Genomic DNA, 22,574 nt, shown 5'->3' on the forward strand with positions numbered 1-22,574 from the left:
TGGCTAAGCCGGGCACCATCAACCCGCACACCAAGTTCGAATCTGAAGTGTACATTCTGTCCAAAGACGAAGGCGGCCGTCATACTCCGTTCTTCAAAGGCTACCGTCCGCAGTTCTACTTCCGTACAACTGACGTGACTGGCACCATCGAACTGCCGGAAGGCGTAGAGATGGTAATGCCGGGCGACAACATCAAAATGGTTGTTACCCTGATCCACCCGATCGCGATGGACGATGGTCTGCGTTTCGCAATCCGTGAAGGCGGTCGTACCGTTGGCGCGGGCGTGGTTGCTAAAGTTCTCGGCTAATCGCTGATAACATTTGACGCAATGCGCAATAAAAGGGCATCATTTGATGCCCTTTTTGCACGCTTTCACACCAGAACCTGGCTCATCAGTGATTTTATTTGTCATAATCATTGCTGAGACAGGCTCTGAAGAGGGCGTTTATACACCAAACCATTCGAGCGATAGTGCGACGGCAATCAGCATCCTCCTTTGCGTTAGCAGGGCAGGGGCGACAGAGCCGTCAGCGTTGAAGCAATTTGAATAGTTAAGTGTATAATCCGAAACTTAATTTCGGTTTGGATCGCCTCGCCCCCGCGGGGTGAAATTGTTTGTAGAATACTTCTGACAGGTTGGTTTATGAGTGCGAATACCGAAGCTCAAGGGAGCGGGCGCGGCCTGGAAGCGATGAAGTGGATTATCGTTGCCGTGCTGCTGATCGTGGCGATCGTGGGCAACTTCCTTTATCGCGACATTATGCTGGCGGTGCGTGCGCTGGCCGTGGTTATTCTTATTGCTGCTGCCGGTGGCGTCGCGCTGTTGACGACGAAAGGTAAGGCGACCGTTGCTTTTGCTCGCGAAGCGAGAACCGAAGTTCGTAAAGTGATTTGGCCGACTCGCCAGGAAACGCTGCATACTACGCTGATTGTTGCTGCTGTGACTGCAGTAATGTCACTGATCCTGTGGGGACTGGATGGTATTCTGGTTCGCCTGGTCTCCTTTATCACTGGCCTGAGGTTCTGAGATGTCTGAAGCTCCTAAAAAGCGCTGGTACGTCGTTCAGGCGTTTTCCGGTTTTGAAGGTCGCGTAGCCACGTCGCTGCGTGAACATATCAAATTACACAACATGGAAGAGTTATTTGGCGAAGTCATGGTCCCGACCGAAGAAGTGGTTGAGATCCGTGGCGGCCAGCGTCGCAAAAGCGAACGTAAATTCTTCCCAGGCTACGTTCTGGTCCAGATGGTCATGAACGACGCAAGCTGGCACCTGGTGCGCAGCGTGCCGCGCGTGATGGGCTTCATCGGCGGTACCTCTGACCGTCCGGCGCCGATCAGCGACAAAGAAGTCGACGCCATCATGAATCGTCTGCAGCAGGTTGGCGATAAGCCGCGTCCGAAAACGCTGTTTGAACCGGGCGAAATGGTTCGCGTTAACGACGGTCCGTTCGCTGACTTTAACGGTGTGGTTGAAGAAGTGGACTATGAGAAGTCCCGCCTGAAAGTTTCCGTTTCTATCTTCGGTCGTGCGACTCCGGTAGAACTGGACTTCAGCCAGGTTGAGAAGGCGTAAGCCGGCGATCAAAAAAGCAGCGATTTAATCGTTGCATAGGGCGCGAAATTGGCATACAATTTCGCGCCTTTTGTTTTTATGGGCCCGGCCCGTAAAACGATGTTTAATCACGGGGAGCTTCTCTGAAGCGTTAATACCCAATTTGAGGATTTAAGAATGGCTAAGAAAGTCCAAGCCTACGTCAAGCTGCAGGTTGCAGCTGGTATGGCGAACCCGAGCCCGCCGGTCGGCCCAGCACTGGGTCAGCAGGGCGTGAACATCATGGAATTCTGCAAAGCGTTCAACGCCAAAACTGATTCCCTGGAGAAAGGTCTGCCGATCCCGGTTGTTATCACCGTTTACGCTGACCGTTCCTTTACCTTTGTTACCAAGACTCCGCCGGCTGCTGTTCTGCTGAAGAAAGCTGCAGGCATCAAGTCTGGTTCCGGTAAGCCGAACAAAGATAAAGTGGGTAAAATCTCCCGCGCTCAGCTGCAGGAAATCGCGCAGACCAAAGCTGCCGACATGACTGGTGCCGACATTGAAGCGATGACTCGCTCCATCGAAGGTACTGCACGTTCCATGGGCCTGGTAGTGGAGGACTAAGAAATGGCTAAACTGACCAAGCGCATGCGCGTGATCCGTGAGAAAGTTGATGCAACTAAACAGTACGACATCAACGAAGCCATCGCTCTGCTGAAAGAGCTGGCCACCGCTAAATTTACCGAAAGCGTAGACGTTGCCGTTAACCTCGGCATCGACGCTCGTAAATCTGACCAGAACGTCCGTGGCGCAACTGTACTGCCGCACGGTACTGGCCGTTCCGTTCGCGTAGCCGTATTTACCCAGGGCGCAAACGCTGAAGCTGCTAAAGCTGCAGGCGCTGAGCTGGTAGGTATGGAAGATCTGGCTGAGCAGATCAAAAAAGGCGAAATGAACTTTGACGTTGTTATTGCTTCCCCGGATGCAATGCGCGTTGTTGGCCAGCTGGGCCAGGTTCTGGGTCCGCGTGGCCTGATGCCGAACCCGAAAGTGGGTACCGTAACTCCGAACGTTGCTGAAGCGGTTAAAAACGCGAAAGCAGGTCAGGTTCGTTACCGTAACGACAAAAACGGCATCATCCACACCACCATCGGTAAAGTGGACTTTGACGCTGACAAACTGAAAGAAAACCTGGAAGCTCTGCTGGTTGCGCTGAAAAAAGCAAAACCGACTCAGGCGAAAGGCGTGTACATCAAGAAAGTTAGCATCTCCACCACCATGGGTGCAGGTGTTGCAGTAGATCAGGCTGGCCTGAACGCTTCTGCAAACTAATGCCTTTACGTGGGCGGTGATTTTGTCTACAATCTTCGCCCACGTTTGCTAACTAAGGTTAGCAGGTAACCGAATTGTTCGTTGGAGTCTGGCCTATCCAGACCTCCGTCGAAGACCGCAGGTGTTTCGCAAGAAACTTAATGCCCTGCGTAGACGGTGACAGAACGCTAAGATTATTTTTGGATATTCTGGCTTGTTTCTGCTCACCGTATTTAGACGCTCTTTTCGTTGAATTGAGTGAAGTGAGTTCCAGAGCATAGGCTCTGGCAAACATCCAGGAGCAAAGCTAATGGCTTTAAATCTTCAAGACAAACAAGCGATTGTTGCTGAAGTCAGCGAAGTAGCCAAAGGCGCGCTGTCTGCAGTAGTTGCGGATTCCCGTGGCGTAACTGTAGATAAAATGACTGAACTGCGTAAAGCAGGTCGTGAAGCTGGCGTATACATGCGTGTTGTTCGTAACACCCTGCTGCGCCGCGTCGTTGAAGGTACTCAGTTCGAGTGCCTGAAAGACACGTTTGTTGGTCCGACCCTGATTGCATACTCTATGGAACACCCGGGCGCTGCTGCTCGTCTGTTCAAAGAGTTCGCGAAAGCGAATGCAAAATTTGAGGTCAAAGCCGCTGCCTTTGAAGGTGAGCTGATCCCGGCGTCGCAGATCGACCGCCTGGCAACTCTGCCGACCTACGAAGAAGCAATTGCACGCCTGATGGCAACCATGAAAGAAGCTTCGGCTGGCAAACTGGTTCGTACTCTGGCTGCTGTACGCGATGCGAAAGAAGCTGCTTAATCGCAGTTATCTTTGTAAAGCATTCGCTTACGTATAAACTTATTCTGATATTCAGGAACAATTTAAATGTCTATCACTAAAGATCAAATCATTGAAGCAGTATCCGCTATGTCCGTAATGGACGTTGTTGAGCTGATCTCTGCAATGGAAGAAAAATTCGGTGTTTCCGCTGCTGCTGCTGTAGCTGTAGCTGCTGGCCCGGTTGAAGCTGCTGAAGAAAAAACTGAATTCGACGTAATTCTGAAAGCTGCTGGCGCTAACAAAGTTGCTGTTATCAAAGCAGTACGTGGCGCGACTGGCCTGGGTCTGAAAGAAGCTAAAGACCTGGTAGAATCTGCTCCGGCTGCACTGAAAGAAGGCATCAGCAAAGACGACGCTGAAGCTCTGAAAAAATCTCTGGAAGAAGCTGGCGCTGAAGTTGAAGTTAAATAAGCCAACCCTTCCGGTTGCAGCCTGAGAAATCAGGCTGAGGCTGGTGACTTTTTGGTCACCAGCCTTTTTGCGCTGTAAGGCGCCAGTAGCGTTTCACGCTGTTTGACTACTGGTTTGCCTCTCAATGCTTGTTTCTATCGACGACTTAATATACTGCGACAGGTTAGGGTTCCTGGGCTGTGTAAATCGCAATGAAATGGTTTAAGCGTGATAGCAACAGGCATTGCGGAAAGTGTTCCATTTTCCGGTCAACAAAATAGTGTTGCATAAAAAACTGCCCTCTGCGGGCAGATGGGTCGACTTGTCAGCGAGCTGAGGAACCCTATGGTTTACTCCTATACCGAGAAAAAACGTATTCGTAAGGATTTTGGTAAACGTCCACAAGTTCTGGATGTGCCATATCTCCTTTCTATCCAGCTTGACTCGTTCCAGAAGTTTATCGAGCAAGATCCTGAAGGGCAGTATGGTCTGGAAGCTGCTTTCCGTTCCGTATTCCCAATTCAGAGCTACAGCGGTAATTCCGAGCTGCAATACGTCAGCTACCGTCTGGGCGAACCGGTTTTTGACGTTAAAGAATGTCAGATCCGTGGCGTGACTTACTCTGCACCGCTGCGCGTAAAACTGCGTCTGGTGATCTACGAGCGCGAAGCGCCGGAAGGCACCGTCAAAGACATTAAAGAACAAGAAGTCTACATGGGCGAAATCCCGCTCATGACCGACAACGGTACCTTTGTCATCAACGGTACCGAGCGTGTTATCGTTTCTCAGCTGCACCGTAGCCCGGGCGTCTTCTTTGACAGTGACAAAGGTAAGACTCACTCATCCGGTAAGGTTCTGTATAACGCACGCATCATTCCTTACCGTGGTTCCTGGCTGGACTTCGAATTCGACCCGAAAGACAACCTGTTCGTTCGTATCGACCGTCGTCGTAAGCTGCCGGCTACCATCATCCTGCGCGCGCTGAATTACACCACTGAGCAGATCCTTGACCTGTTCTTCGAAAAAGTGGTCTTTGAAATTCGCGACAACAAGCTGCAGATGGAGCTGATTCCGGAGCGTCTGCGCGGCGAAACCGCCTCCTTCGATATCGAAGCCAACGGCAAAGTGTACGTTGAGAAAGGCCGTCGCATCACGGCTCGTCATATCCGTCAGCTGGAAAAAGACGATATCAAGCATATCGAAGTGCCGGTTGAATATATCGCGGGCAAAGTGGCGGCTAAAGACTATATCGATGAAGCGACTGGCGAACTGATCTGCCCGGCGAACATGGAGCTGAGCCTGGATCTGCTGGCTAAGCTGAGCCAGTCTGGCCACAAGCGCATCGAAACGCTGTTCACTAACGATCTGGACCACGGTCCATACATCTCTGAAACGGTACGCGTCGACCCGACTAACGATCGTCTGAGCGCGCTGGTAGAAATCTACCGCATGATGCGCCCTGGCGAGCCGCCGACTCGTGAAGCCGCTGAAAGCCTGTTTGAGAACCTGTTCTTCTCCGAAGACCGCTACGATCTGTCCGCGGTTGGTCGTATGAAGTTCAACCGTTCTCTGCTGCGCGACGAAATCGAAGGTTCCGGTATCCTGAGCAAAGACGACATCATTGAAGTGATGAAGAAGCTCATCGATATCCGTAACGGTAAAGGCGAAGTGGACGATATCGACCACCTCGGTAACCGTCGTATCCGTTCCGTTGGCGAAATGGCGGAGAACCAGTTCCGCGTTGGCCTGGTACGTGTAGAGCGTGCGGTGAAAGAGCGTCTGTCTCTGGGCGATCTGGATACCCTGATGCCTCAGGATATGATCAACGCCAAGCCGATTTCCGCAGCAGTGAAAGAGTTCTTTGGTTCCAGCCAGCTGTCTCAGTTTATGGACCAGAACAACCCGCTGTCTGAGATCACGCACAAACGTCGTATCTCCGCACTCGGCCCAGGCGGTCTGACCCGTGAGCGCGCAGGCTTCGAAGTTCGAGACGTACACCCGACTCACTATGGTCGCGTATGTCCAATCGAAACGCCTGAAGGTCCGAACATCGGTCTGATCAACTCCCTGTCCGTGTACGCGCAGACCAACGAATATGGCTTCCTTGAGACGCCGTATCGTAAAGTGACCGACGGTGTGGTTACTGACGAAATTCACTACCTGTCTGCTATCGAAGAAGGCAACTACGTTATCGCTCAGGCGAACTCCAACCTGGATGAAAACGGCCACTTCGTAGAAGACCTGGTGACCTGCCGTAGCAAAGGCGAATCCAGCTTGTTCAGCCGTGACCAGGTTGACTACATGGACGTATCCACCCAGCAGGTGGTATCCGTCGGTGCGTCCCTGATCCCGTTCCTGGAACACGATGACGCCAACCGTGCATTGATGGGTGCGAACATGCAACGTCAGGCCGTTCCGACTCTGCGCGCTGATAAGCCGCTGGTTGGTACCGGTATGGAACGTGCTGTGGCCGTCGACTCCGGTGTTACTGCGGTGGCTAAACGTGGCGGTACCGTTCAGTACGTGGATGCTTCCCGTATCGTTATCAAAGTTAACGAAGACGAGATGTACCCGGGCGAAGCAGGTATCGACATCTATAACCTGACTAAGTACACCCGTTCTAACCAGAACACCTGCATCAACCAGATGCCTTGCGTGTCCCTGGGCGAACCTATTGAGCGCGGCGACGTGCTGGCCGACGGCCCGTCCACCGACCTCGGTGAGCTGGCGCTGGGTCAGAACATGCGCGTAGCGTTCATGCCGTGGAACGGCTACAACTTCGAAGACTCCATCCTCGTTTCCGAGCGTGTTGTCCAGGAAGACCGTTTCACCACTATCCACATTCAGGAACTGGCCTGTGTGTCCCGTGACACCAAGCTGGGGCCGGAAGAGATCACCGCTGACATCCCGAACGTGGGTGAAGCTGCGCTCTCCAAACTGGATGAGTCCGGTATCGTTTATATCGGTGCGGAAGTGACCGGCGGCGACATTCTGGTTGGTAAGGTTACGCCGAAAGGTGAAACCCAGCTGACGCCGGAAGAGAAACTGCTGCGTGCGATCTTCGGTGAGAAAGCGTCTGACGTTAAAGACTCCTCTCTGCGCGTACCGAACGGTGTCTCTGGTACCGTTATCGACGTTCAGGTCTTTACCCGTGACGGCGTAGAAAAAGACAAACGTGCGCTGGAAATCGAAGAGATGCAGCTGAAGCAGGCCAAAAAAGACCTGTCTGAAGAACTGCAGATCCTCGAAGCCGGTCTGTTCAGTCGTATCTACGCGGTGCTGGTCTCCGGTGGCGTTGAAGCTGAGAAGCTCGACAAACTGCCGCGCGATCGCTGGCTGGAACTGGGCCTGACCGACGAAGAGAAACAAAATCAGCTGGAACAGCTGGCTGAGCAGTACGACGAACTGAAACACGAGTTCGAGAAAAAACTCGAAGCGAAACGCCGCAAAATCACCCAAGGCGACGATCTGGCACCGGGCGTGCTGAAGATTGTTAAGGTATACCTGGCCGTTAAACGCCGTATCCAGCCTGGTGACAAGATGGCGGGTCGTCACGGTAACAAGGGTGTTATCTCTAAGATCAACCCGATCGAAGATATGCCGCACGATGCTAACGGTACGCCGGTAGATATCGTCCTCAACCCGCTGGGCGTACCGTCTCGTATGAACATCGGTCAGATCCTGGAAACTCACCTGGGTATGGCTGCGAAAGGCATCGGCGATAAGATCAACGCCATGCTGAAACAGCAGCAGGAAGTCGCGAAACTGCGCGAGTTCATCCAGCGTGCCTACGATCTGGGCGCTGACGTTCGTCAGAAAGTTGACCTGAATACCTTCAGTGATGAAGAAGTTCTGCGTCTGGCTGAAAACCTGCGTAAAGGTATGCCGATCGCAACGCCGGTGTTCGACGGTGCGAAAGAAGCGGAAATTAAAGCGCTGCTGCAGCTGGGCGACCTGCCGACTTCCGGTCAGATCACCCTGTTCGACGGCCGCACCGGTGAGCAGTTCGAGCGTCCGGTAACCGTGGGTTACATGTACATGCTGAAACTGAACCACCTGGTCGACGACAAAATGCACGCGCGTTCCACCGGTTCTTACAGCCTGGTTACTCAGCAGCCGCTGGGTGGTAAGGCGCAGTTCGGTGGTCAGCGCTTCGGTGAGATGGAAGTGTGGGCGCTGGAAGCATACGGCGCAGCTTACACCCTGCAGGAAATGCTCACCGTTAAGTCTGATGACGTGAACGGTCGTACTAAGATGTATAAAAACATCGTGGACGGCAATCACCAGATGGAACCGGGCATGCCGGAATCCTTCAACGTACTGTTGAAAGAAATTCGCTCGCTGGGCATCAACATCGAACTGGAAGACGAGTAATTCTCGCTCAAACAGGTCACTGCTGCCGGGTTAACGCCCGGCAGCGGAATGTGCTAACTCCGACGGGAGCAAATCCGTGAAAGACTTATTAAAGTTTCTGAAAGCGCAAACTAAAACCGAAGAGTTTGATGCGATCAAAATTGCTCTGGCTTCGCCAGACATGATCCGTTCATGGTCTTTCGGTGAAGTTAAAAAGCCGGAAACCATTAACTACCGTACGTTCAAACCTGAGCGTGACGGCCTTTTCTGCGCCCGTATCTTTGGGCCGGTAAAAGACTATGAGTGCCTGTGCGGTAAGTACAAGCGCCTGAAACACCGCGGTGTGATCTGTGAGAAGTGCGGCGTTGAAGTGACCCAGACTAAAGTGCGTCGTGAGCGCATGGGCCACATCGAGCTGGCATGTCCGACTGCCCACATCTGGTTCCTGAAATCTCTGCCGTCCCGTATCGGCCTGCTGCTGGATATGCCGCTGCGCGATATCGAACGTGTACTGTACTTTGAATCCTATGTGGTTATCGAAGGTGGCATGACCAACCTCGAACGCAACCAGATTCTGACGGAAGAACAGTACCTGGACGCGCTGGAAGAGTTCGGTGACGAATTCGACGCGAAGATGGGTGCGGAAGCGATCCAGGCGCTGCTGCGCAATATGGATCTGGAGCAGGAGTGCGAGCAGCTGCGTGAAGAGCTGAACGAAACCAACTCCGAAACCAAGCGTAAAAAGCTGACCAAGCGCATTAAGCTGCTGGAAGCCTTCGTACAGTCTGGCAACAAGCCGGAGTGGATGATCCTGACCGTTCTGCCGGTACTGCCGCCAGATCTGCGTCCGCTGGTTCCGCTGGATGGCGGTCGTTTCGCGACGTCTGACCTCAACGATCTGTATCGTCGCGTGATCAACCGTAACAACCGTCTGAAACGTCTGCTGGATCTGGCTGCGCCGGACATCATCGTACGCAACGAAAAACGTATGCTGCAGGAAGCAGTAGATGCCCTGCTGGACAACGGTCGTCGCGGTCGTGCGATCACCGGTTCTAACAAACGTCCTCTGAAATCTTTGGCCGATATGATCAAAGGTAAACAGGGTCGTTTCCGTCAGAACCTGCTCGGTAAGCGCGTTGACTACTCCGGTCGTTCTGTTATCACCGTAGGTCCATACCTGCGTCTGCATCAGTGCGGTCTGCCGAAGAAAATGGCGCTGGAGCTGTTCAAACCGTTCATCTACGGCAAGCTGGAACTGCGTGGCCTGGCCACCACCATCAAAGCCGCTAAGAAGATGGTTGAGCGCGAAGAAGCTGTCGTTTGGGATATCCTGGACGAAGTGATCCGCGAACACCCGGTTCTGCTGAACCGTGCGCCGACCCTGCACCGTCTGGGTATTCAGGCATTCGAACCGGTTCTGATCGAAGGTAAAGCCATCCAGCTGCACCCGCTGGTTTGTGCGGCATACAACGCCGACTTCGATGGTGACCAGATGGCTGTTCACGTACCGCTGACGCTGGAAGCCCAGCTGGAAGCGCGTGCGCTGATGATGTCTACCAACAACATCCTGTCCCCGGCAAACGGCGAACCAATCATCGTTCCGTCTCAGGACGTTGTACTGGGTCTGTACTACATGACCCGTGACAGTGTTAACGCCAAAGGCGAAGGCATGGTGCTGACTGGCCCGAAAGAAGCTGAGCGTATTTATCGCGCCGGCCTGGCCTCTCTGCATGCGCGCGTTAAAGTGCGTATCACTGAATACGAAAAAGACGACAATGGTGAGTTTGTCGCGAAAACCAGCCTGAAAGACACGACCATTGGCCGTGCCATTCTGTGGATGATCGTACCGAAAGGTCTGCCGTTCTCTATCGTGAACCAGGCGCTCGGTAAGAAAGCGATCTCCAAGATGCTGAACACCTGTTACCGTATTCTGGGCCTGAAACCGACCGTTATTTTCGCGGACCAGACGATGTACACCGGCTTTGCTTACGCAGCGCGTTCAGGTGCATCCGTTGGTATCGATGACATGGTCATCCCGGAGAAAAAATACGAAATCATCAGCGAAGCGGAAGCGGAAGTTGCTGAGATTCAGGAACAGTTCCAGTCCGGTCTGGTGACCGCGGGCGAACGCTACAACAAAGTTATCGATATCTGGGCTGCGGCGAACGATCGTGTATCCAAAGCGATGATGGATAACCTGCAAACCGAAACCGTGATTAACCGTGACGGTCAGGAAGAGCAGCAGGTTTCCTTCAACAGCATCTACATGATGGCCGACTCCGGTGCGCGTGGTTCTGCTGCACAGATTCGTCAGCTGGCCGGTATGCGTGGTCTGATGGCGAAGCCGGATGGCTCCATCATCGAAACGCCGATCACCGCGAACTTCCGTGAAGGTCTGAACGTACTCCAGTACTTCATCTCCACGCACGGTGCGCGTAAAGGTCTGGCGGATACCGCACTGAAAACAGCGAACTCCGGTTACCTGACTCGTCGTCTGGTCGACGTTGCCCAGGACCTGGTCGTCACTGAAGACGACTGCGGCACCCTGGAAGGCATCACCATGACGCCGGTTATCGAAGGTGGCGACGTTAAAGAGCCGCTGCGCGATCGCGTACTGGGTCGTGTGACTGCGGAAGACGTGCTGAAGCCGGGTACCGCGGATATTCTGGTTCCACGCAACACGCTGCTGCACGAGCACTGGTGTGACCTGCTGGAAGCGAACTCCGTTGACTCCGTGAAAGTGCGTTCCGTTGTATCCTGTGACACCGACTTTGGTGTATGTGCGCACTGCTATGGTCGTGACCTGGCGCGTGGCCACATCATCAACAAAGGTGAGGCTATCGGCGTTATCGCGGCACAGTCCATCGGTGAGCCGGGTACACAGCTGACGATGCGTACGTTCCACATCGGTGGTGCGGCATCTCGTGCGGCTGCTGAATCCAGCATCCAGGTGAAAAACAAAGGTAGCATCAAGCTCAGCAACGCGAAGTCGGTTGTGAACTCCAGCGGTAAACTGGTTATCACTTCCCGTAACACCGAGCTGAAACTGATCGACGAATTCGGTCGTACCAAAGAGAGCTATAAAGTGCCTTACGGTGCGGTTATGGCGAAAGGCGACGGTGAGCAGGTTGCCGGCGGTGAAACCGTCGCAAACTGGGATCCGCACACCATGCCGGTTATCACCGAAGTGAGTGGTTTCATCCGCTTCACTGACATGATCGACGGCCAGACCATTACTCGTCAGACCGACGAACTGACCGGTCTGTCTTCGCTGGTGGTTCTGGACTCTGCAGAACGTACCGCAGGTGGTAAAGATCTGCGTCCGGCGCTGAAAATCGTTGATGCTCAGGGCAACGACGTTCTGATCCCAGGTACCGATATGCCTGCTCAGTACTTCCTGCCGGGTAAAGCGATTGTTCAGCTGGAAGATGGCGTACAGATCAGCTCTGGTGACACCCTGGCGCGTATTCCGCAGGAATCCGGCGGTACCAAGGACATCACCGGTGGTCTGCCGCGCGTTGCGGACCTGTTCGAAGCACGTCGTCCGAAAGAGCCGGCAATCCTGGCTGAAATCAGCGGTATCATTTCCTTCGGTAAAGAAACCAAAGGGAAACGTCGCCTGGTTATCACCCCGGTAGACGGTAGCGAACCGTACGAAGAGATGATTCCGAAATGGCGTCAGCTCAACGTGTTTGAAGGTGAACGTGTAGAACGTGGTGACGTGGTTTCCGACGGTCCGGAAGCGCCGCACGACATTCTGCGTCTGCGTGGCGTACATGCTGTGACCCGTTACATTGTTAACGAAGTCCAGGACGTATACCGTCTGCAGGGCGTTAAGATTAACGATAAACACATCGAAGTTATCGTTCGTCAGATGCTGCGTAAAGCCACCATCGAAAGCGCAGGCAGCTCCGACTTCCTCGAAGGCGAGCAGGTGGAATACTCCCGCGTCAAGATCGCGAACCGCGAACTGGAAGCGAACGGCAAAGTGGGCGCAACGTTCTCCCGCGATCTGCTGGGTATCACCAAAGCGTCTCTGGCCACCGAGTCCTTCATCTCCGCGGCATCGTTCCAGGAGACCACTCGCGTGCTGACCGAAGCAGCCGTTGCGGGCAAACGCGACGAACTGCGCGGTCTGAAAGAGAACGTCATCGTGGGTCGTCTGATCCCGGCCGGTACCGGTTATGCGTACCACCAGGATCGTATGCGCCGTCGCGCTGCTGGCGAACTGCCGGCGGCACCGCAGGTGAGCGTGGAAGAAGCATCTGCCAACCTGGCAGAGCTGCTGAACGCAGGTCTGGGCGGTTCTGACAACGATTAATCGTTGATGTACTGCTGAAAAGCCGGTCAGGTTTCCTGACCGGCTTTTTTATTGCCTGTTCTCCGCGGTACCCGTCTTTAATTACATTTACGCCATATCCAGGCTGCAATTTTTTAGCAATTAATTCATACAAAATATCCATTAATCTATCACCTCAAAAAACCTTTCTTTATATATGGGTAAAACTTCTACTCATATCAAAAAATAATCAATTCAAAGAGGATATATTCAAAATACCTGATGAATCATGGGATTACTGCTGCTGCTTTATCTTCGGCGCGACGGCTCTGGAGAGGGATCGCTGCATCTCATGCTTCCCCCAACAAGGCGCAGAAATAACCCCGGCAGACAGGTATGGATCATTACTTTAGGTCTGAGCGGACAGGCTCTGGGGGCTGCATGGAATTCGCGATACAACTCATTATTATCTTAATTTGTCTGTTTTATGGTGCCCGAAAAGGCGGTATTGCGCTGGGGCTGCTGGGCGGCATCGGTTTGGTGATCCTCGTTTTTGTTTTTCATCTCCAGCCGGGCAAACCGCCGGTTGATGTGATGCTGGTGATCATTGCGGTGGTGGCGGCCTCGGCGACGCTGCAGGCATCCGGCGGTCTGGATGTCATGCTGCAGATTGCTGAGAAGCTGCTGCGGCGTAACCCAAAATATGTCTCTATTGTGGCGCCTTTCGTCACCTGCACGCTGACCATCCTCTGCGGTACCGGTCACGTGGTGTATACCATCCTGCCGATTATCTACGATGTGGCGATCAAGAATAACATTCGCCCGGAGCGTCCGATGGCCGCCAGCTCCATTGGCGCCCAGATGGGGATCATCGCCAGCCCGGTCTCGGTGGCGGTGGTTTCGCTGGTGGCGATGCTGGGGAATTTTACCTTTAACGGTAAACATCTGGAGTTTCTCGATCTGCTGGCGATAACCATTCCGTCCACGCTGCTGGGCATTTTAGCGATCGGCATCTTCAGCTGGTTCCGCGGCAAAGATCTGGATAAAGACGAAGCCTTCCAGGCGTTTATTGCGGTACCGGAGAACCGCCATTACGTCTATGGCGATACGGCGACGCTGCTGGATAAAAAGCTGCCCACCAGCAACTGGATAGCGATGTGGATTTTTCTGGCCTCCATCGCTGTGGTGGCGCTGCTTGGCGCCTTCTCTGAACTGCGTCCGGCCTTTGACGGTAAACCGCTGTCGATGGTGCTGGTGATCCAGATGTTTATGCTGCTTTCCGGGGCGCTGATTATCATCATTACTAAAACCAACCCGGCATCGATTTCCAAAAATGAGGTCTTTCGTTCGGGAATGATCGCTATCGTCGCGGTGTACGGCATCGCCTGGATGGCGGAGACCATGTTTGGCGCGCACATGACCGAGATTAAAGGCGTACTCGGGGAGATGGTCAAAGAGTATCCATGGGCCTATGCCATCGTTCTGCTGCTGGTTTCGAAGTTTGTGAACTCGCAGGCGGCAGCGCTGGCGGCGATTGTGCCGGTGGCCCTGGCCATCGGCGTTGACCCGGCCTATATCGTGGCTTCTGCGCCGGCCTGCTATGGCTACTATATACTGCCGACCTACCCAAGCGATCTGGCGGCGATCCAGTTTGACCGCTCAGGGACCACCCATATTGGCCGCTTTGTGATTAACCACAGCTTTATCCTGCCCGGGCTCATCGGCGTTGGCGTCTCCTGCGTGTTTGGCTGGGTATTCGCGGCGATGTACGGCTTTCTGTAAGCGGGGACGGGCGCCGGCAGCGACGCCCGTTAAATTCGAGAGATTATTGTGCGAGGGGCAGGCGACGGTATAGTTCAATCATATCGGTCGCCAGATCCTGAATGACCATGGCGTTCATCAGATGGTCCTGAGAATGCACGGTGATCAGGTTGACCGGTAACTTACCGCTGCCTTCATCCAGGCCGATAAGCTGGGTCTGAATTTTATGCGCATGTTTGACGAACTCATGGGACTCGGCCATGGCCTGCTCCGCTGCGGCAAAATCGCCTTTCCGCGCCAGCTGTAGCGCCGTGAGCGCCGCGCTGCGCGCAGAACCCGCGTTAACCAGCAGCTCCATGATGATCGTTTCTAAATCTTCCATCGATTACTCCAGCATCTTAAGGGCTTTATCCAGAACGGCATCACCTTTCATCATGCCGTAGTCCATCATATCGATCACGGCGACCTTTTTGCCGAACGGGTCGGCCAGCGCCTGCAGCTTCGCCTGTTCATATTTCACCTGCGGGCCGAGCAGAATAATGTCGGCGGCGGCCAGATTATCTTTAAACTCGGCGACCGGTACGGCCTTGATGGAGACTTCAACACCTTTCTTCTGCGCGGCATCTTGCATACGCTGAACCAGCATGCTGGTAGACATACCGGCGGCACAGCACAAAACGATATTCTTCATAGTCAGTGGCCCTTGTGTTCCGTGATGTCCTATCTTTATCGCGGCCCTGGCGATGCGACAACCGCTTTACCGTGATTGTGTGTAAGTCATCACACAAAAATTGAAACCGGTTTCATTTTTGCCGAAAAAAATAAAAAAGCCCACCGAAGTGGGCGGTTGCGGCGCTGAAGACCTAGGCGCGCAGGATGCGGTTTTTACCCTGCTGTTTGGCTTTGTACAGCGCTTCATCGACGCTCACCACCAGCTTATCCAGCGGCTCCATGTTCCATTCCCCCAGCCCGGCGCTGAAGGTGACCGTCAGGCCATCTTCGCGCCAGGTGCGCCGTTCGACGTTTACCCGCCATGTTTCCAGCAGCGTGCGGGCGTTATCAATATGTTCGGCAGGAAAGACCACCGCGAACTCTTCGCCACCATAGCGATAGAGGGATATCTCCAGCGGCTGGAGGACCTGAAGTCCTTCGCGGGCGACGTTTCGCAGAACGATATCGCCGTTGAGGTGACCCCAGGTGTCGTTGATCGATTTGAAGTTATCGATATCGACCAGCGCGAGGGCGAACGGCTGATGATCGTTCATCAGCGCGGCAATATCGCTATCGAAGGCGCGGCGGTTCTTGCAGCCGGTGAGCGCGTCGATGGTCGCCTGGCGGACGTAGGTCAGCTCGCGCTGCTTATTGGTTTCAATGGCTTTACTCAGCATCGCCTCGAGGCGGGGGGCGCGTTTGACGTCGCCGGTTTTAATCGCATTGATGATATTCATCAGCACGGTGCGGGAGGCATGACGCAGATAAAGGCCGAACAGGATGATGATGATCGCCGCGAGGGCAAAACCGCCGATCACTAAATTGGTTTCATGGCGCGTCAGATTGACCAGGGTGGTGTTATCAACACGGAAAATCACAAACCAGTCGGGATTGGTAAAGGAGTAATAGTAATACCAGGTGTCGCTTCCGGGATCGTAAAGCTGCCCCTCGCCGCTGGTCATTTTATCCATCAGCTCATTGCTGACGAAGGGTTTAAACAGCGCACCAGGGTCGGAGTGCAGGACCACTTTGCCATCACGCTGTACCACAAAAAACTCGCCCTGTACGGGGGCCACCATCTGACGCAGCGCGAAGCCCATGGAGGTGAGATCAAGATGAAAGGCCAGGCTGCCCTTGAGTTTCCCTTCCGGGGTGATGATGGGTTTGAAAATGGTAATCGTCGGATGGTGGGTAAAAAAATCCATATATGGGCTGGTGTAGTGGCTGAAGGTGCTGGCTTCCGCCTGTTTGATAAACCAGGGCCGCGTTCTGGGATCGAAAGCCCGGCTGTCTTCATTTTCCAGCACCTCCGGGGCGCGCAGATAGTGGCCCTCGGTATCCGCCAGTGAGATGGATGAGACGCTCGGCATCATGTTCTGTAACTGCATCAGCGTCGTTAATCCTTTCTCCGGCTCCACATTGACTGCGCGATTCAGTTCGTCATTGCGGGCAAAGAAGGCGACCGCGCGCCCAAGGATAAAATCATTTTCCCGCAGCAGGGTTTCCGTATAGTTGATCGCCAGGTTGTGGGTAAAGTTGCGGTTAATGTCGTGATAATCTTCAAGAAAATCTTTCCGCTGCGCCAGGGTGACAAAAATAGCGATCAGCATAAAACTGAGCAAGATGCCGGCAAACCCCACGACGATCGGCGTCGTGAAAGAGAGCTTTCTGTTGTGTAGAGCCATGAATCGTTAATCGTCCCGGATGTATAAACCATGGGTCCGAACGCAGGTTGTGACTGCGGCGCCTGCCGATCGAATCAGTTAACTATTGCTCAATTATAACTCTGAGGCCTTCATGTATCGTGATTTATATTCGGCGATAATGCACAGGCCCTCGTTCAGCGCGGAGAGGCAGGGCGAAAATGAGGAAGAAAAGGTTCGCCCTGGTCAGCGTCCGCTGCTGACCCGGGCAGAATAGAAAAAGGGCGCCTGGCGGGCCAGCCTCAGTTTTTCATCTCTCGTGCAGGCGCGCAAAAATATCAGGCACTTACACTGTTCATCATGAGGTTTGCGAGGCGCGTCCCAGCCAGCTGTCCCAGTCTTTCCATACCGGCTGCAGTCCGCGGGCAGCCAGCGCGCTGGCGACTTCTTCAGGTCGACGGCCATCGTGCGGCGCGAACTGCTCAAGCTCCGGATGATCGTCGGCGTAACCCCCGGGCTGGGTTTTGGAGAAGGCGCTGACGTTATTGATCGCCAGCGGGATCACCCGGTCGCGGAACCAGGGGGATTCGCGGGTGGATAGCGACAGCTCAACCTCCGGCGCCAGCAGGCGGAAGGCGCAGATGGTCTGCACCAGCTGACGTTCATCCATTAGCGAGGCTGGTTCAATGCCGCCGGCGCAGGGACGCAGACGCGGGAAGGAGACCGAATAGCGGCTGCGCCAGTAGCGTTGCTGCAGCCACAACAGGTGCTCAGCGACCATAAAGCAGTCCACTCGCCAGCTGTCGGAAAGGCCGATCAGCGCGCCAAGGCCGATCTTATCGATCCCCGCCTCGCCCAGGCGATCCGGCGTATCCAGCCGCCAGAAGAAATCCTGTTTTTTCCCTTTCAGATGGTGCTGGGCGTACATACCTTCGTGATAGGTCTCCTGATAGACCATCACCCCGTCGAGCCCCAGGGTTTTCAGCTCGGCATACTCGTCGGTCGCCAGCGGCTGTACCTCCATCTGCAGCGAGGCAAACTGGCTGCGGATTGCCGGCAGGTGCTGGCGGAAATAATCCATTCCCACCTTGCCCTGATGCTCACCAGTTACCAGCAGCAGATGCTCAAAACCCAGGTCGCGGATCGCGGCGCACTCGCGGGCAATCTCGGCGGCATCCAGCGTCTTGCGCTTAATGCGATTGCTCATCGAGAAGCCGCAGTAGGTGCAGTCGTTGGCGCACAGGTTGGAGAGATACAGCGGCACGTAGAAGCTGACGGTATTGCCGAAGCGCTGGCGGGTAAGCCGCTGCGCGCGCTGGGCCAGAGGTTCAAGATACCCGGCCGCCGCTGGCGAAAGCAGGGCCATCATATCGTCGCGGGTCAGCTGTTTGGCCGCCAGCGCCTGTTCGACATCGGCGGCGGTTTTACTGTTGATGCGCAGGCGGATGTCGTCCCACTCCAGCTGCCGCCAGCGATCGCTAAAGGTTTTCATGCCAGCGCCTCCAGGAATCCGGTGAGCGGGCTCGTGGCCTGCGCCTGCGCGCTGCGCGCCCCCGGTCCGGCCTGACGGGCCAGCAAGCCGGCCTCGACCGCCATACGGAAGGCGTGGGCCATGGCCACGGGATCGTCGGCGACGGCAATAGCGGTATTGACCAGCACCGCGTCCGCGCCCATTTCCAGCGCCTGCGCCGCATGGCTCGGAACGCCGATGCCGGCGTCGACGACCACCGGCACCGTCGCCTGTTCGATAATAATCTCCAGCATGGCTTTGGTTTCCAGCCCCTGATTTGAGCCGATCGGCGCGCCCAGGGGCATCACCGCCGCGCAGCCAGCCTCCTCCAGTCGTTTACACAGCACCGGGTCGGCGCCGCAGTAGGGCAGCACCACGAACCCTTCGCGGACCAGCAGCTCCGCCGCTTTCAGGGTTTCAATCGGGTCGGGCAGCAGCCAGCGGGCGTCCGGGTGGATCTCCAGTTTCAGCCAGTGGGTGCCCAGAGCCTCCCGTGCCAGGCGGGCGGCAAACACCGCCTCTTCCGCCGTCTTGGCACCCGAGGTATTCGGCAGCAGGCTGACCCCCGCCGCCAGCAGCGGGGCGAGGATGGCGTCATTGTGCTGACGTAAATCGACGCGCTTCATCGCCAGGGTGACCAGCTGGCTGCCCGAGGCGCGAATCGCCTCAACCATCACCTCCGGGGCGGCGAATTTGCCGGTACCGGTGAAAAGATGGGATTCAAAGGTTTTGTCTGCAATACGTAACATGTCAGCCTCCAGCGATAACCTGAAAAAGCAGGACTCGATCGCCTTCCTGCAAGAGATGATCTTCCCACCGATCGCGCGGCAGAATGTGTTGATTGAGCGCCAGCGCGACGCCCGGCTGCAGCTGTTCGAGCTGGGTCAGCAGGGCGCTCACGCTGAGATTGTCGGCGCACGCCAGCGGCTCGTCGTTAAACCAGATCTGCATGTCGCCCTCCGCACACCGGGCAGCCCCGGGAGCGCTGTAGCGCCAGGTTACGCCAGCTGCTGGTGCGGGCGTCGAACAGCCGCAGTGTGTTGCGCGGCGTCGTCATGCCGCTGAGCAGCTTAATCGCCTCCAGCGCCTGCAGCGTGCCCATCATGCCGACCACCGGGCCGACGATCCCCGCGGTGCGGCAGTTGCGCTGCGGTTCGTCGCTATCCGGCCACAGGCAGCGATAGCAGCCCTGTGTCCAGGGCGGGGTGAGCACCATCAGCTGACCGCCGAAGCCGACGGCGCTGGCGGTCACTAACGGGATGTCGAGGGCCACGCAGGCGGCATTGATCGCCTGGCGGGTGACCATGTTATCGGTACAGTCCAGCACCACGTCCGCTTTCGCCACCTCGGCGCGCAGCGCCTCGCCGCTTAAGCGCTGCTGGAGCGCAACCAGTGTGATCTGCGGATTTAGCTGGCTGAGCCGCGTCTTTGCCGCCGCGGCTTTTGGCCGATCGATATCCGCGCTGGTGAACAGGATCTGCCGCTGCAGATTGCTGAGATGCACGGCGTCGTCATCGGCCAGGGTCAGCGTCCCGACGCCAGCCCCGGCCAGATAGAGCGCCGCCGGGGAGCCCAGCCCGCCAAGGCCGATAATCAGCACCCGGCTGGCTAACAGCTTCTGCTGACCCTCGATGGCAATATCCTCCAGCAGCAGCTGGCGGCTATAGCGCATAAAGTCGTGATCATTCATCGCCCGCTCCTGCCAGCGCCAGCAGCTGGTCGGTCGCTGCCCGCCAGTCCGCCGCCTGGGTGATGGCGCTGACCACAGCGATGCTGCCGACGCCGGTCGCCAGCACCGCCGGGGCCTTTTCAAGGCTAATTCCGCCGATCGCCACGGTGGGGTAATCCGCCAGGCGTTGGATATGTCTGGCAAGCTGCTCGAGTCCCTGCGGCGCGGAGGGCATCTGTTTGGTTTGCGTCGGGAAGACGTGACCCAGAGCGATGTAAGAGGGACGCGCCGCCAGGGCGATATCAATCTCCATATCGTCATGGGTGGAGACGCCAAGACGTAGCCCGGCTTTGCGGATGGCGCTCAGATCGGTGGTTTCCAGATCTTCTTGTCCGAGATGTACGCCGTAGGCCTGGTGCTTGATCGCCAGTCGCCAGTAATCGTTAATGAACAGCCGGGCGTGATAGCGGCGGCCAAGGGCGATGGCGGCGATGACGTCATCCTCCACCTCGCTGTCGCGTCGGTCCTTGATGCGTAACTGAAGGGTGCGTACTCCAGCTTCGAGCAGGCGTTCAATCCACGCCACGCTGTCCACTACCGGGTAGAGCCCGAGACGAAACGGGACGGGTGGAAAATCAGGCTGATACATCAGACTTCCTCCTGTTTCAGGTAGATTTCGCCGCCGCGGGCGCGGAAGTGATGCGACATATCGGCCATGCCGGCGTCGATGGCCTGCCTGGCGGCGTAGTCGCGGACTTCCTGAGTGATCTTCATTGAGCAGAACTTCGGACCGCACATGGAGCAGAAGTGGGCAACTTTGCCGGATTCCTGCGGCAGGGTTTCATCGTGATAGGCCCGAGCGGTGAACGGATCCAGCGCGAGGTTAAACTGGTCTTCCCAGCGGAATTCGAAGCGCGCCTTCGACATGGCGTTATCGCGGATCTGCGCCCCTGGATGGCCTTTCGCCAGGTCAGCGGCGTGGGCGGCGATTTTGTAGGTAATCAACCCCTGCTTCACATCCTCTTTGTTGGGCAAGCCGAGATGCTCTTTCGGCGTGACATAGCACAGCATGGCGCAGCCGAACCAGCCGATCATCGCCGCGCCGATGCCGGAAGTGAAATGGTCGTAGCCCGGCGCAATGTCGGTGGTGAGCGGCCCGAGGGTGTAGAACGGCGCTTCGTGGCAGTGCTCCAGCTCTTCGGTCATATTGCGGCGGATCATCTGCATCGGCACGTGGCCGGGACCTTCGATCATCACCTGCACGTCATACTCCCAGGCGATTTTCGTCAGCTCGCCGAGGGTGCGCAGCTCGGAGAACTGTGCTTCGTCGTTGGCATCCTGAATGGAACCGGGGCGCAGGCCATCGCCCAGCGACAGCGAAACGTCATAGGCGGCGCAGATTTCGCAGATTTCGTGGAAGTGCTGGTAGAGGAAGTTTTCCTGATGGTGTGACAGGCACCATTTGGCCATGATCGAGCCGCCGCGCGAGACGATGCCGGTCAGACGCTTCGCGGTCATCGGGACGTAGCGCAGCAGTACGCCGGCGTGAATGGTGAAGTAGTCGACTCCCTGTTCGGCCTGTTCCAGCAGGGTATCGCGGAAGACTTCCCAGGTGAGGTTCTCGGCGATGCCGTTGACCTTCTCCAGCGCCTGGTAAATCGGCACGGTGCCGATGGGGACCGGACTGTTACGCAGGATCCACTCGCGGGTTTCGTGGATATAGCGGCCGGTAGAAAGATCCATCACCGTATCGGCGCCCCAGCGGGTAGACCAGACCAGTTTCTCGACCTCTTCTTCGATGGAAGAGGTCACCGCCGAGTTGCCGATATTAGCATTCACTTTCACCAGGAAGTTGCGCCCGATAACCATCGGCTCAGACTCCGGGTGGTTGATATTGGCCGGGATGATAGCGCGCCCGGCGGCCACTTCATCGCGGACGAACTCGGGGGTAATGTTTTCCGGCAGGCGGGCGCCGAAGCCTTCTCCGGCATGCTGCTGGCGCAGAACTTCGCTGCGAATACGTTCACGGCCCATGTTTTCGCGTATGGCGATGAACTCCATCTCCGGGGTGACGATCCCCTGGCGGGCGTAGTGCAGTTGGGTAACACATTTGCCGGCAACGGCGCGTTTTGGCGTCAGCTGGCTATTGAAGCGCAGCTCATCGAGGCCGTCATCGGCCAGCCGCGCTTTGGTATAGGCCGAGCTGCGTTCGCTGAGCGGGGCGCAGTCATTACGTGCGTCGATCCACGGCTGGCGCAGCCTGGCCAGCCCCTGGCGGACATCACTGCCAATATCCGGGTCGCCATAAGGCCCGGAGGTGTCATACACCGGGATCGGTTCGTTGGCTTCGTAATGGGGGTTATCGTTATCGCCGCCGACGAGGGTCGGGCTGAGCTGGATTTCACGCATTGGGACGCGGATATCCGCTTGTGAACCTTGAATGTAGATACGGCGCGAATTAGGAAAAGCAGCGCCTTCCAGCGTATCGATAAATCGCTGCGCGTGCTCGCGTAGCTCACGACGGGTCAGTTTGGTAGTAGACATAGCGCATTCCAGATATAAAGGACATGGCTTGTCAGACG

At 55.9% G+C, this 22,574-nt stretch carries 18 protein-coding genes and 1 pseudogene; 10 read left to right on the plus strand and 9 right to left on the minus strand.

What is annotated here, in order from left to right:
* The 10 genes and pseudogenes from tuf to dcuB form a co-directional block, all read left to right on the plus strand.
* Positions 1-308: pseudogene (gene tuf, locus ABLU50_RS09770) on the plus strand (elongation factor Tu); the annotation flags it as partial.
* Positions 309-644: 336 nt separating this feature from the next.
* Entirely contained in the window at positions 645-1,028 is a 384-nt protein-coding gene (gene secE / locus ABLU50_RS09775; protein WP_002883772.1) for a preprotein translocase subunit SecE, read from the plus strand.
* Position 1,029: 1 nt separating this feature from the next.
* On the plus strand, positions 1,030-1,575 hold the full coding sequence (gene nusG / locus ABLU50_RS09780) for a transcription termination/antitermination protein NusG (protein ID WP_001287521.1): 546 nt from the start codon (positions 1,030-1,032) through the stop codon (positions 1,573-1,575).
* 156 nt (positions 1,576-1,731) lie between these two features.
* Positions 1,732-2,160 (plus strand): 50S ribosomal protein L11, encoded by a 429-nt coding sequence (gene rplK, locus ABLU50_RS09785; protein WP_002884034.1) that lies wholly within the window; start codon positions 1,732-1,734, stop codon positions 2,158-2,160.
* A 3-nt stretch (positions 2,161-2,163) separates the two neighbouring features.
* The gene (rplA, locus tag ABLU50_RS09790) at positions 2,164-2,868 is read left to right on the plus strand and encodes a 50S ribosomal protein L1 (protein ID WP_002884036.1); all 705 of its coding nucleotides are present in this window, start codon (positions 2,164-2,166) and stop codon (positions 2,866-2,868) included.
* Between the two features lie 289 nt (positions 2,869-3,157).
* Positions 3,158-3,655: a 50S ribosomal protein L10 gene (rplJ, locus tag ABLU50_RS09795; RefSeq protein WP_001207203.1), complete on the plus strand. Its 498-nt coding sequence runs from the start codon at positions 3,158-3,160 to the stop codon at positions 3,653-3,655.
* Between the two features lie 66 nt (positions 3,656-3,721).
* Positions 3,722-4,087 carry a 50S ribosomal protein L7/L12 gene (gene rplL / locus ABLU50_RS09800; protein ID WP_002884142.1) on the plus strand — a complete coding sequence of 122 codons (366 nt, stop codon included), beginning with the start codon at positions 3,722-3,724 and terminating at the stop codon, positions 4,085-4,087.
* Positions 4,088-4,411: 324 nt separating this feature from the next.
* Positions 4,412-8,440 carry a DNA-directed RNA polymerase subunit beta gene (rpoB, locus tag ABLU50_RS09805; RefSeq protein WP_004206758.1) on the plus strand — a complete coding sequence of 1,343 codons (4,029 nt, stop codon included), beginning with the start codon at positions 4,412-4,414 and terminating at the stop codon, positions 8,438-8,440.
* A gap of 76 nt (positions 8,441-8,516) precedes the next feature.
* The gene (gene rpoC / locus ABLU50_RS09810) at positions 8,517-12,740 is read left to right on the plus strand and encodes a DNA-directed RNA polymerase subunit beta' (RefSeq protein WP_004206757.1); all 4,224 of its coding nucleotides are present in this window, start codon (positions 8,517-8,519) and stop codon (positions 12,738-12,740) included.
* Between the two features lie 399 nt (positions 12,741-13,139).
* Positions 13,140-14,480 carry an anaerobic C4-dicarboxylate transporter DcuB gene (gene dcuB, locus ABLU50_RS09815; RefSeq protein WP_008808003.1) on the plus strand — a complete coding sequence of 447 codons (1,341 nt, stop codon included), beginning with the start codon at positions 13,140-13,142 and terminating at the stop codon, positions 14,478-14,480.
* Between the two features lie 43 nt (positions 14,481-14,523).
* Here dcuB and ABLU50_RS09820 read toward each other — a convergent pair whose 3' ends face one another.
* The 9 genes from ABLU50_RS09820 to thiC form a co-directional block, all read right to left on the minus strand.
* The gene (locus ABLU50_RS09820; RefSeq protein ID WP_004206755.1) at positions 14,524-14,841 is read right to left on the minus strand and encodes a PTS lactose/cellobiose transporter subunit IIA; all 318 of its coding nucleotides are present in this window, start codon (positions 14,839-14,841) and stop codon (positions 14,524-14,526) included.
* A gap of 3 nt (positions 14,842-14,844) precedes the next feature.
* Positions 14,845-15,150, minus strand: a complete 306-nt coding sequence (locus tag ABLU50_RS09825) for a PTS sugar transporter subunit IIB (protein WP_002884150.1) — start codon at positions 15,148-15,150, stop codon at positions 14,845-14,847.
* Positions 15,151-15,322: 172 nt separating this feature from the next.
* A complete protein-coding gene (locus ABLU50_RS09830; protein ID WP_004206753.1) occupies positions 15,323-16,855 on the minus strand; it encodes a sensor domain-containing diguanylate cyclase in 1,533 nt (510 codons plus the stop codon).
* A 316-nt stretch (positions 16,856-17,171) separates the two neighbouring features.
* Positions 17,172-18,305 (minus strand): 2-iminoacetate synthase ThiH, encoded by a 1,134-nt coding sequence (thiH, locus tag ABLU50_RS09835; protein ID WP_004206752.1) that lies wholly within the window; start codon positions 18,303-18,305, stop codon positions 17,172-17,174.
* Positions 18,302-19,072, minus strand: a complete 771-nt coding sequence (thiG, locus tag ABLU50_RS09840) for a thiazole synthase (protein WP_004206751.1) — start codon at positions 19,070-19,072, stop codon at positions 18,302-18,304. Before thiG ends, thiH begins: the two co-directional genes overlap by 4 nt.
* A gap of 1 nt (position 19,073) precedes the next feature.
* Positions 19,074-19,274, minus strand: coding sequence for a sulfur carrier protein ThiS (thiS, locus tag ABLU50_RS09845; RefSeq protein ID WP_004206750.1), 201 nt, complete (start codon positions 19,272-19,274; stop codon positions 19,074-19,076).
* Complete coding sequence (gene thiF / locus ABLU50_RS09850) at positions 19,258-20,013, minus strand: thiazole biosynthesis adenylyltransferase ThiF (protein ID WP_004206749.1); 756 nt, start codon at positions 20,011-20,013, stop codon at positions 19,258-19,260. Before thiF ends, thiS begins: the two co-directional genes overlap by 17 nt.
* The gene (gene thiE / locus ABLU50_RS09855) at positions 20,006-20,641 is read right to left on the minus strand and encodes a thiamine phosphate synthase (RefSeq protein WP_017901116.1); all 636 of its coding nucleotides are present in this window, start codon (positions 20,639-20,641) and stop codon (positions 20,006-20,008) included. Before thiE ends, thiF begins: the two co-directional genes overlap by 8 nt.
* On the minus strand, positions 20,641-22,536 hold the full coding sequence (thiC, locus tag ABLU50_RS09860) for a phosphomethylpyrimidine synthase ThiC (protein WP_087832896.1): 1,896 nt from the start codon (positions 22,534-22,536) through the stop codon (positions 20,641-20,643). The genes thiE and thiC overlap by 1 nt, the downstream gene beginning before the upstream one ends.
* Between the last annotated feature and the right edge of the window lie 38 nt (positions 22,537-22,574).

Origin of the sequence: Klebsiella sp. GG_Kp173 (genome assembly GCF_040062415.1) — a bacterium.
Classification (GTDB): domain Bacteria; phylum Pseudomonadota; class Gammaproteobacteria; order Enterobacterales; family Enterobacteriaceae; genus Klebsiella; species Klebsiella quasipneumoniae.

Coding starts and splice junctions, on each gene's coding strand:
- thiG (WP_004206751.1), bottom strand. CDS start 19,072: ATGTTACGTATTGCAGACAAAACCTTTGAATCCCATCTTTTCACCGGT.
- rplL (WP_002884142.1), top strand. CDS start 3,722: ATGTCTATCACTAAAGATCAAATCATTGAAGCAGTATCCGCTATGTCC.
- ABLU50_RS09830 (WP_004206753.1), bottom strand. CDS start 16,855: ATGGCTCTACACAACAGAAAGCTCTCTTTCACGACGCCGATCGTCGTG.
- nusG (WP_001287521.1), top strand. CDS start 1,030: ATGTCTGAAGCTCCTAAAAAGCGCTGGTACGTCGTTCAGGCGTTTTCC.
- dcuB (WP_008808003.1), top strand. CDS start 13,140: ATGGAATTCGCGATACAACTCATTATTATCTTAATTTGTCTGTTTTAT.
- rplJ (WP_001207203.1), top strand. CDS start 3,158: ATGGCTTTAAATCTTCAAGACAAACAAGCGATTGTTGCTGAAGTCAGC.
- rplK (WP_002884034.1), top strand. CDS start 1,732: ATGGCTAAGAAAGTCCAAGCCTACGTCAAGCTGCAGGTTGCAGCTGGT.
- thiE (WP_017901116.1), bottom strand. CDS start 20,641: ATGTATCAGCCTGATTTTCCACCCGTCCCGTTTCGTCTCGGGCTCTAC.
- ABLU50_RS09820 (WP_004206755.1), bottom strand. CDS start 14,841: ATGGAAGATTTAGAAACGATCATCATGGAGCTGCTGGTTAACGCGGGT.
- thiF (WP_004206749.1), bottom strand. CDS start 20,013: ATGAATGATCACGACTTTATGCGCTATAGCCGCCAGCTGCTGCTGGAG.
- thiH (WP_004206752.1), bottom strand. CDS start 18,305: ATGAAAACCTTTAGCGATCGCTGGCGGCAGCTGGAGTGGGACGACATC.
- thiS (WP_004206750.1), bottom strand. CDS start 19,274: ATGCAGATCTGGTTTAACGACGAGCCGCTGGCGTGCGCCGACAATCTC.
- thiC (WP_087832896.1), bottom strand. CDS start 22,536: ATGTCTACTACCAAACTGACCCGTCGTGAGCTACGCGAGCACGCGCAG.
- secE (WP_002883772.1), top strand. CDS start 645: ATGAGTGCGAATACCGAAGCTCAAGGGAGCGGGCGCGGCCTGGAAGCG.
- rpoB (WP_004206758.1), top strand. CDS start 4,412: ATGGTTTACTCCTATACCGAGAAAAAACGTATTCGTAAGGATTTTGGT.
- ABLU50_RS09825 (WP_002884150.1), bottom strand. CDS start 15,150: ATGAAGAATATCGTTTTGTGCTGTGCCGCCGGTATGTCTACCAGCATG.
- rplA (WP_002884036.1), top strand. CDS start 2,164: ATGGCTAAACTGACCAAGCGCATGCGCGTGATCCGTGAGAAAGTTGAT.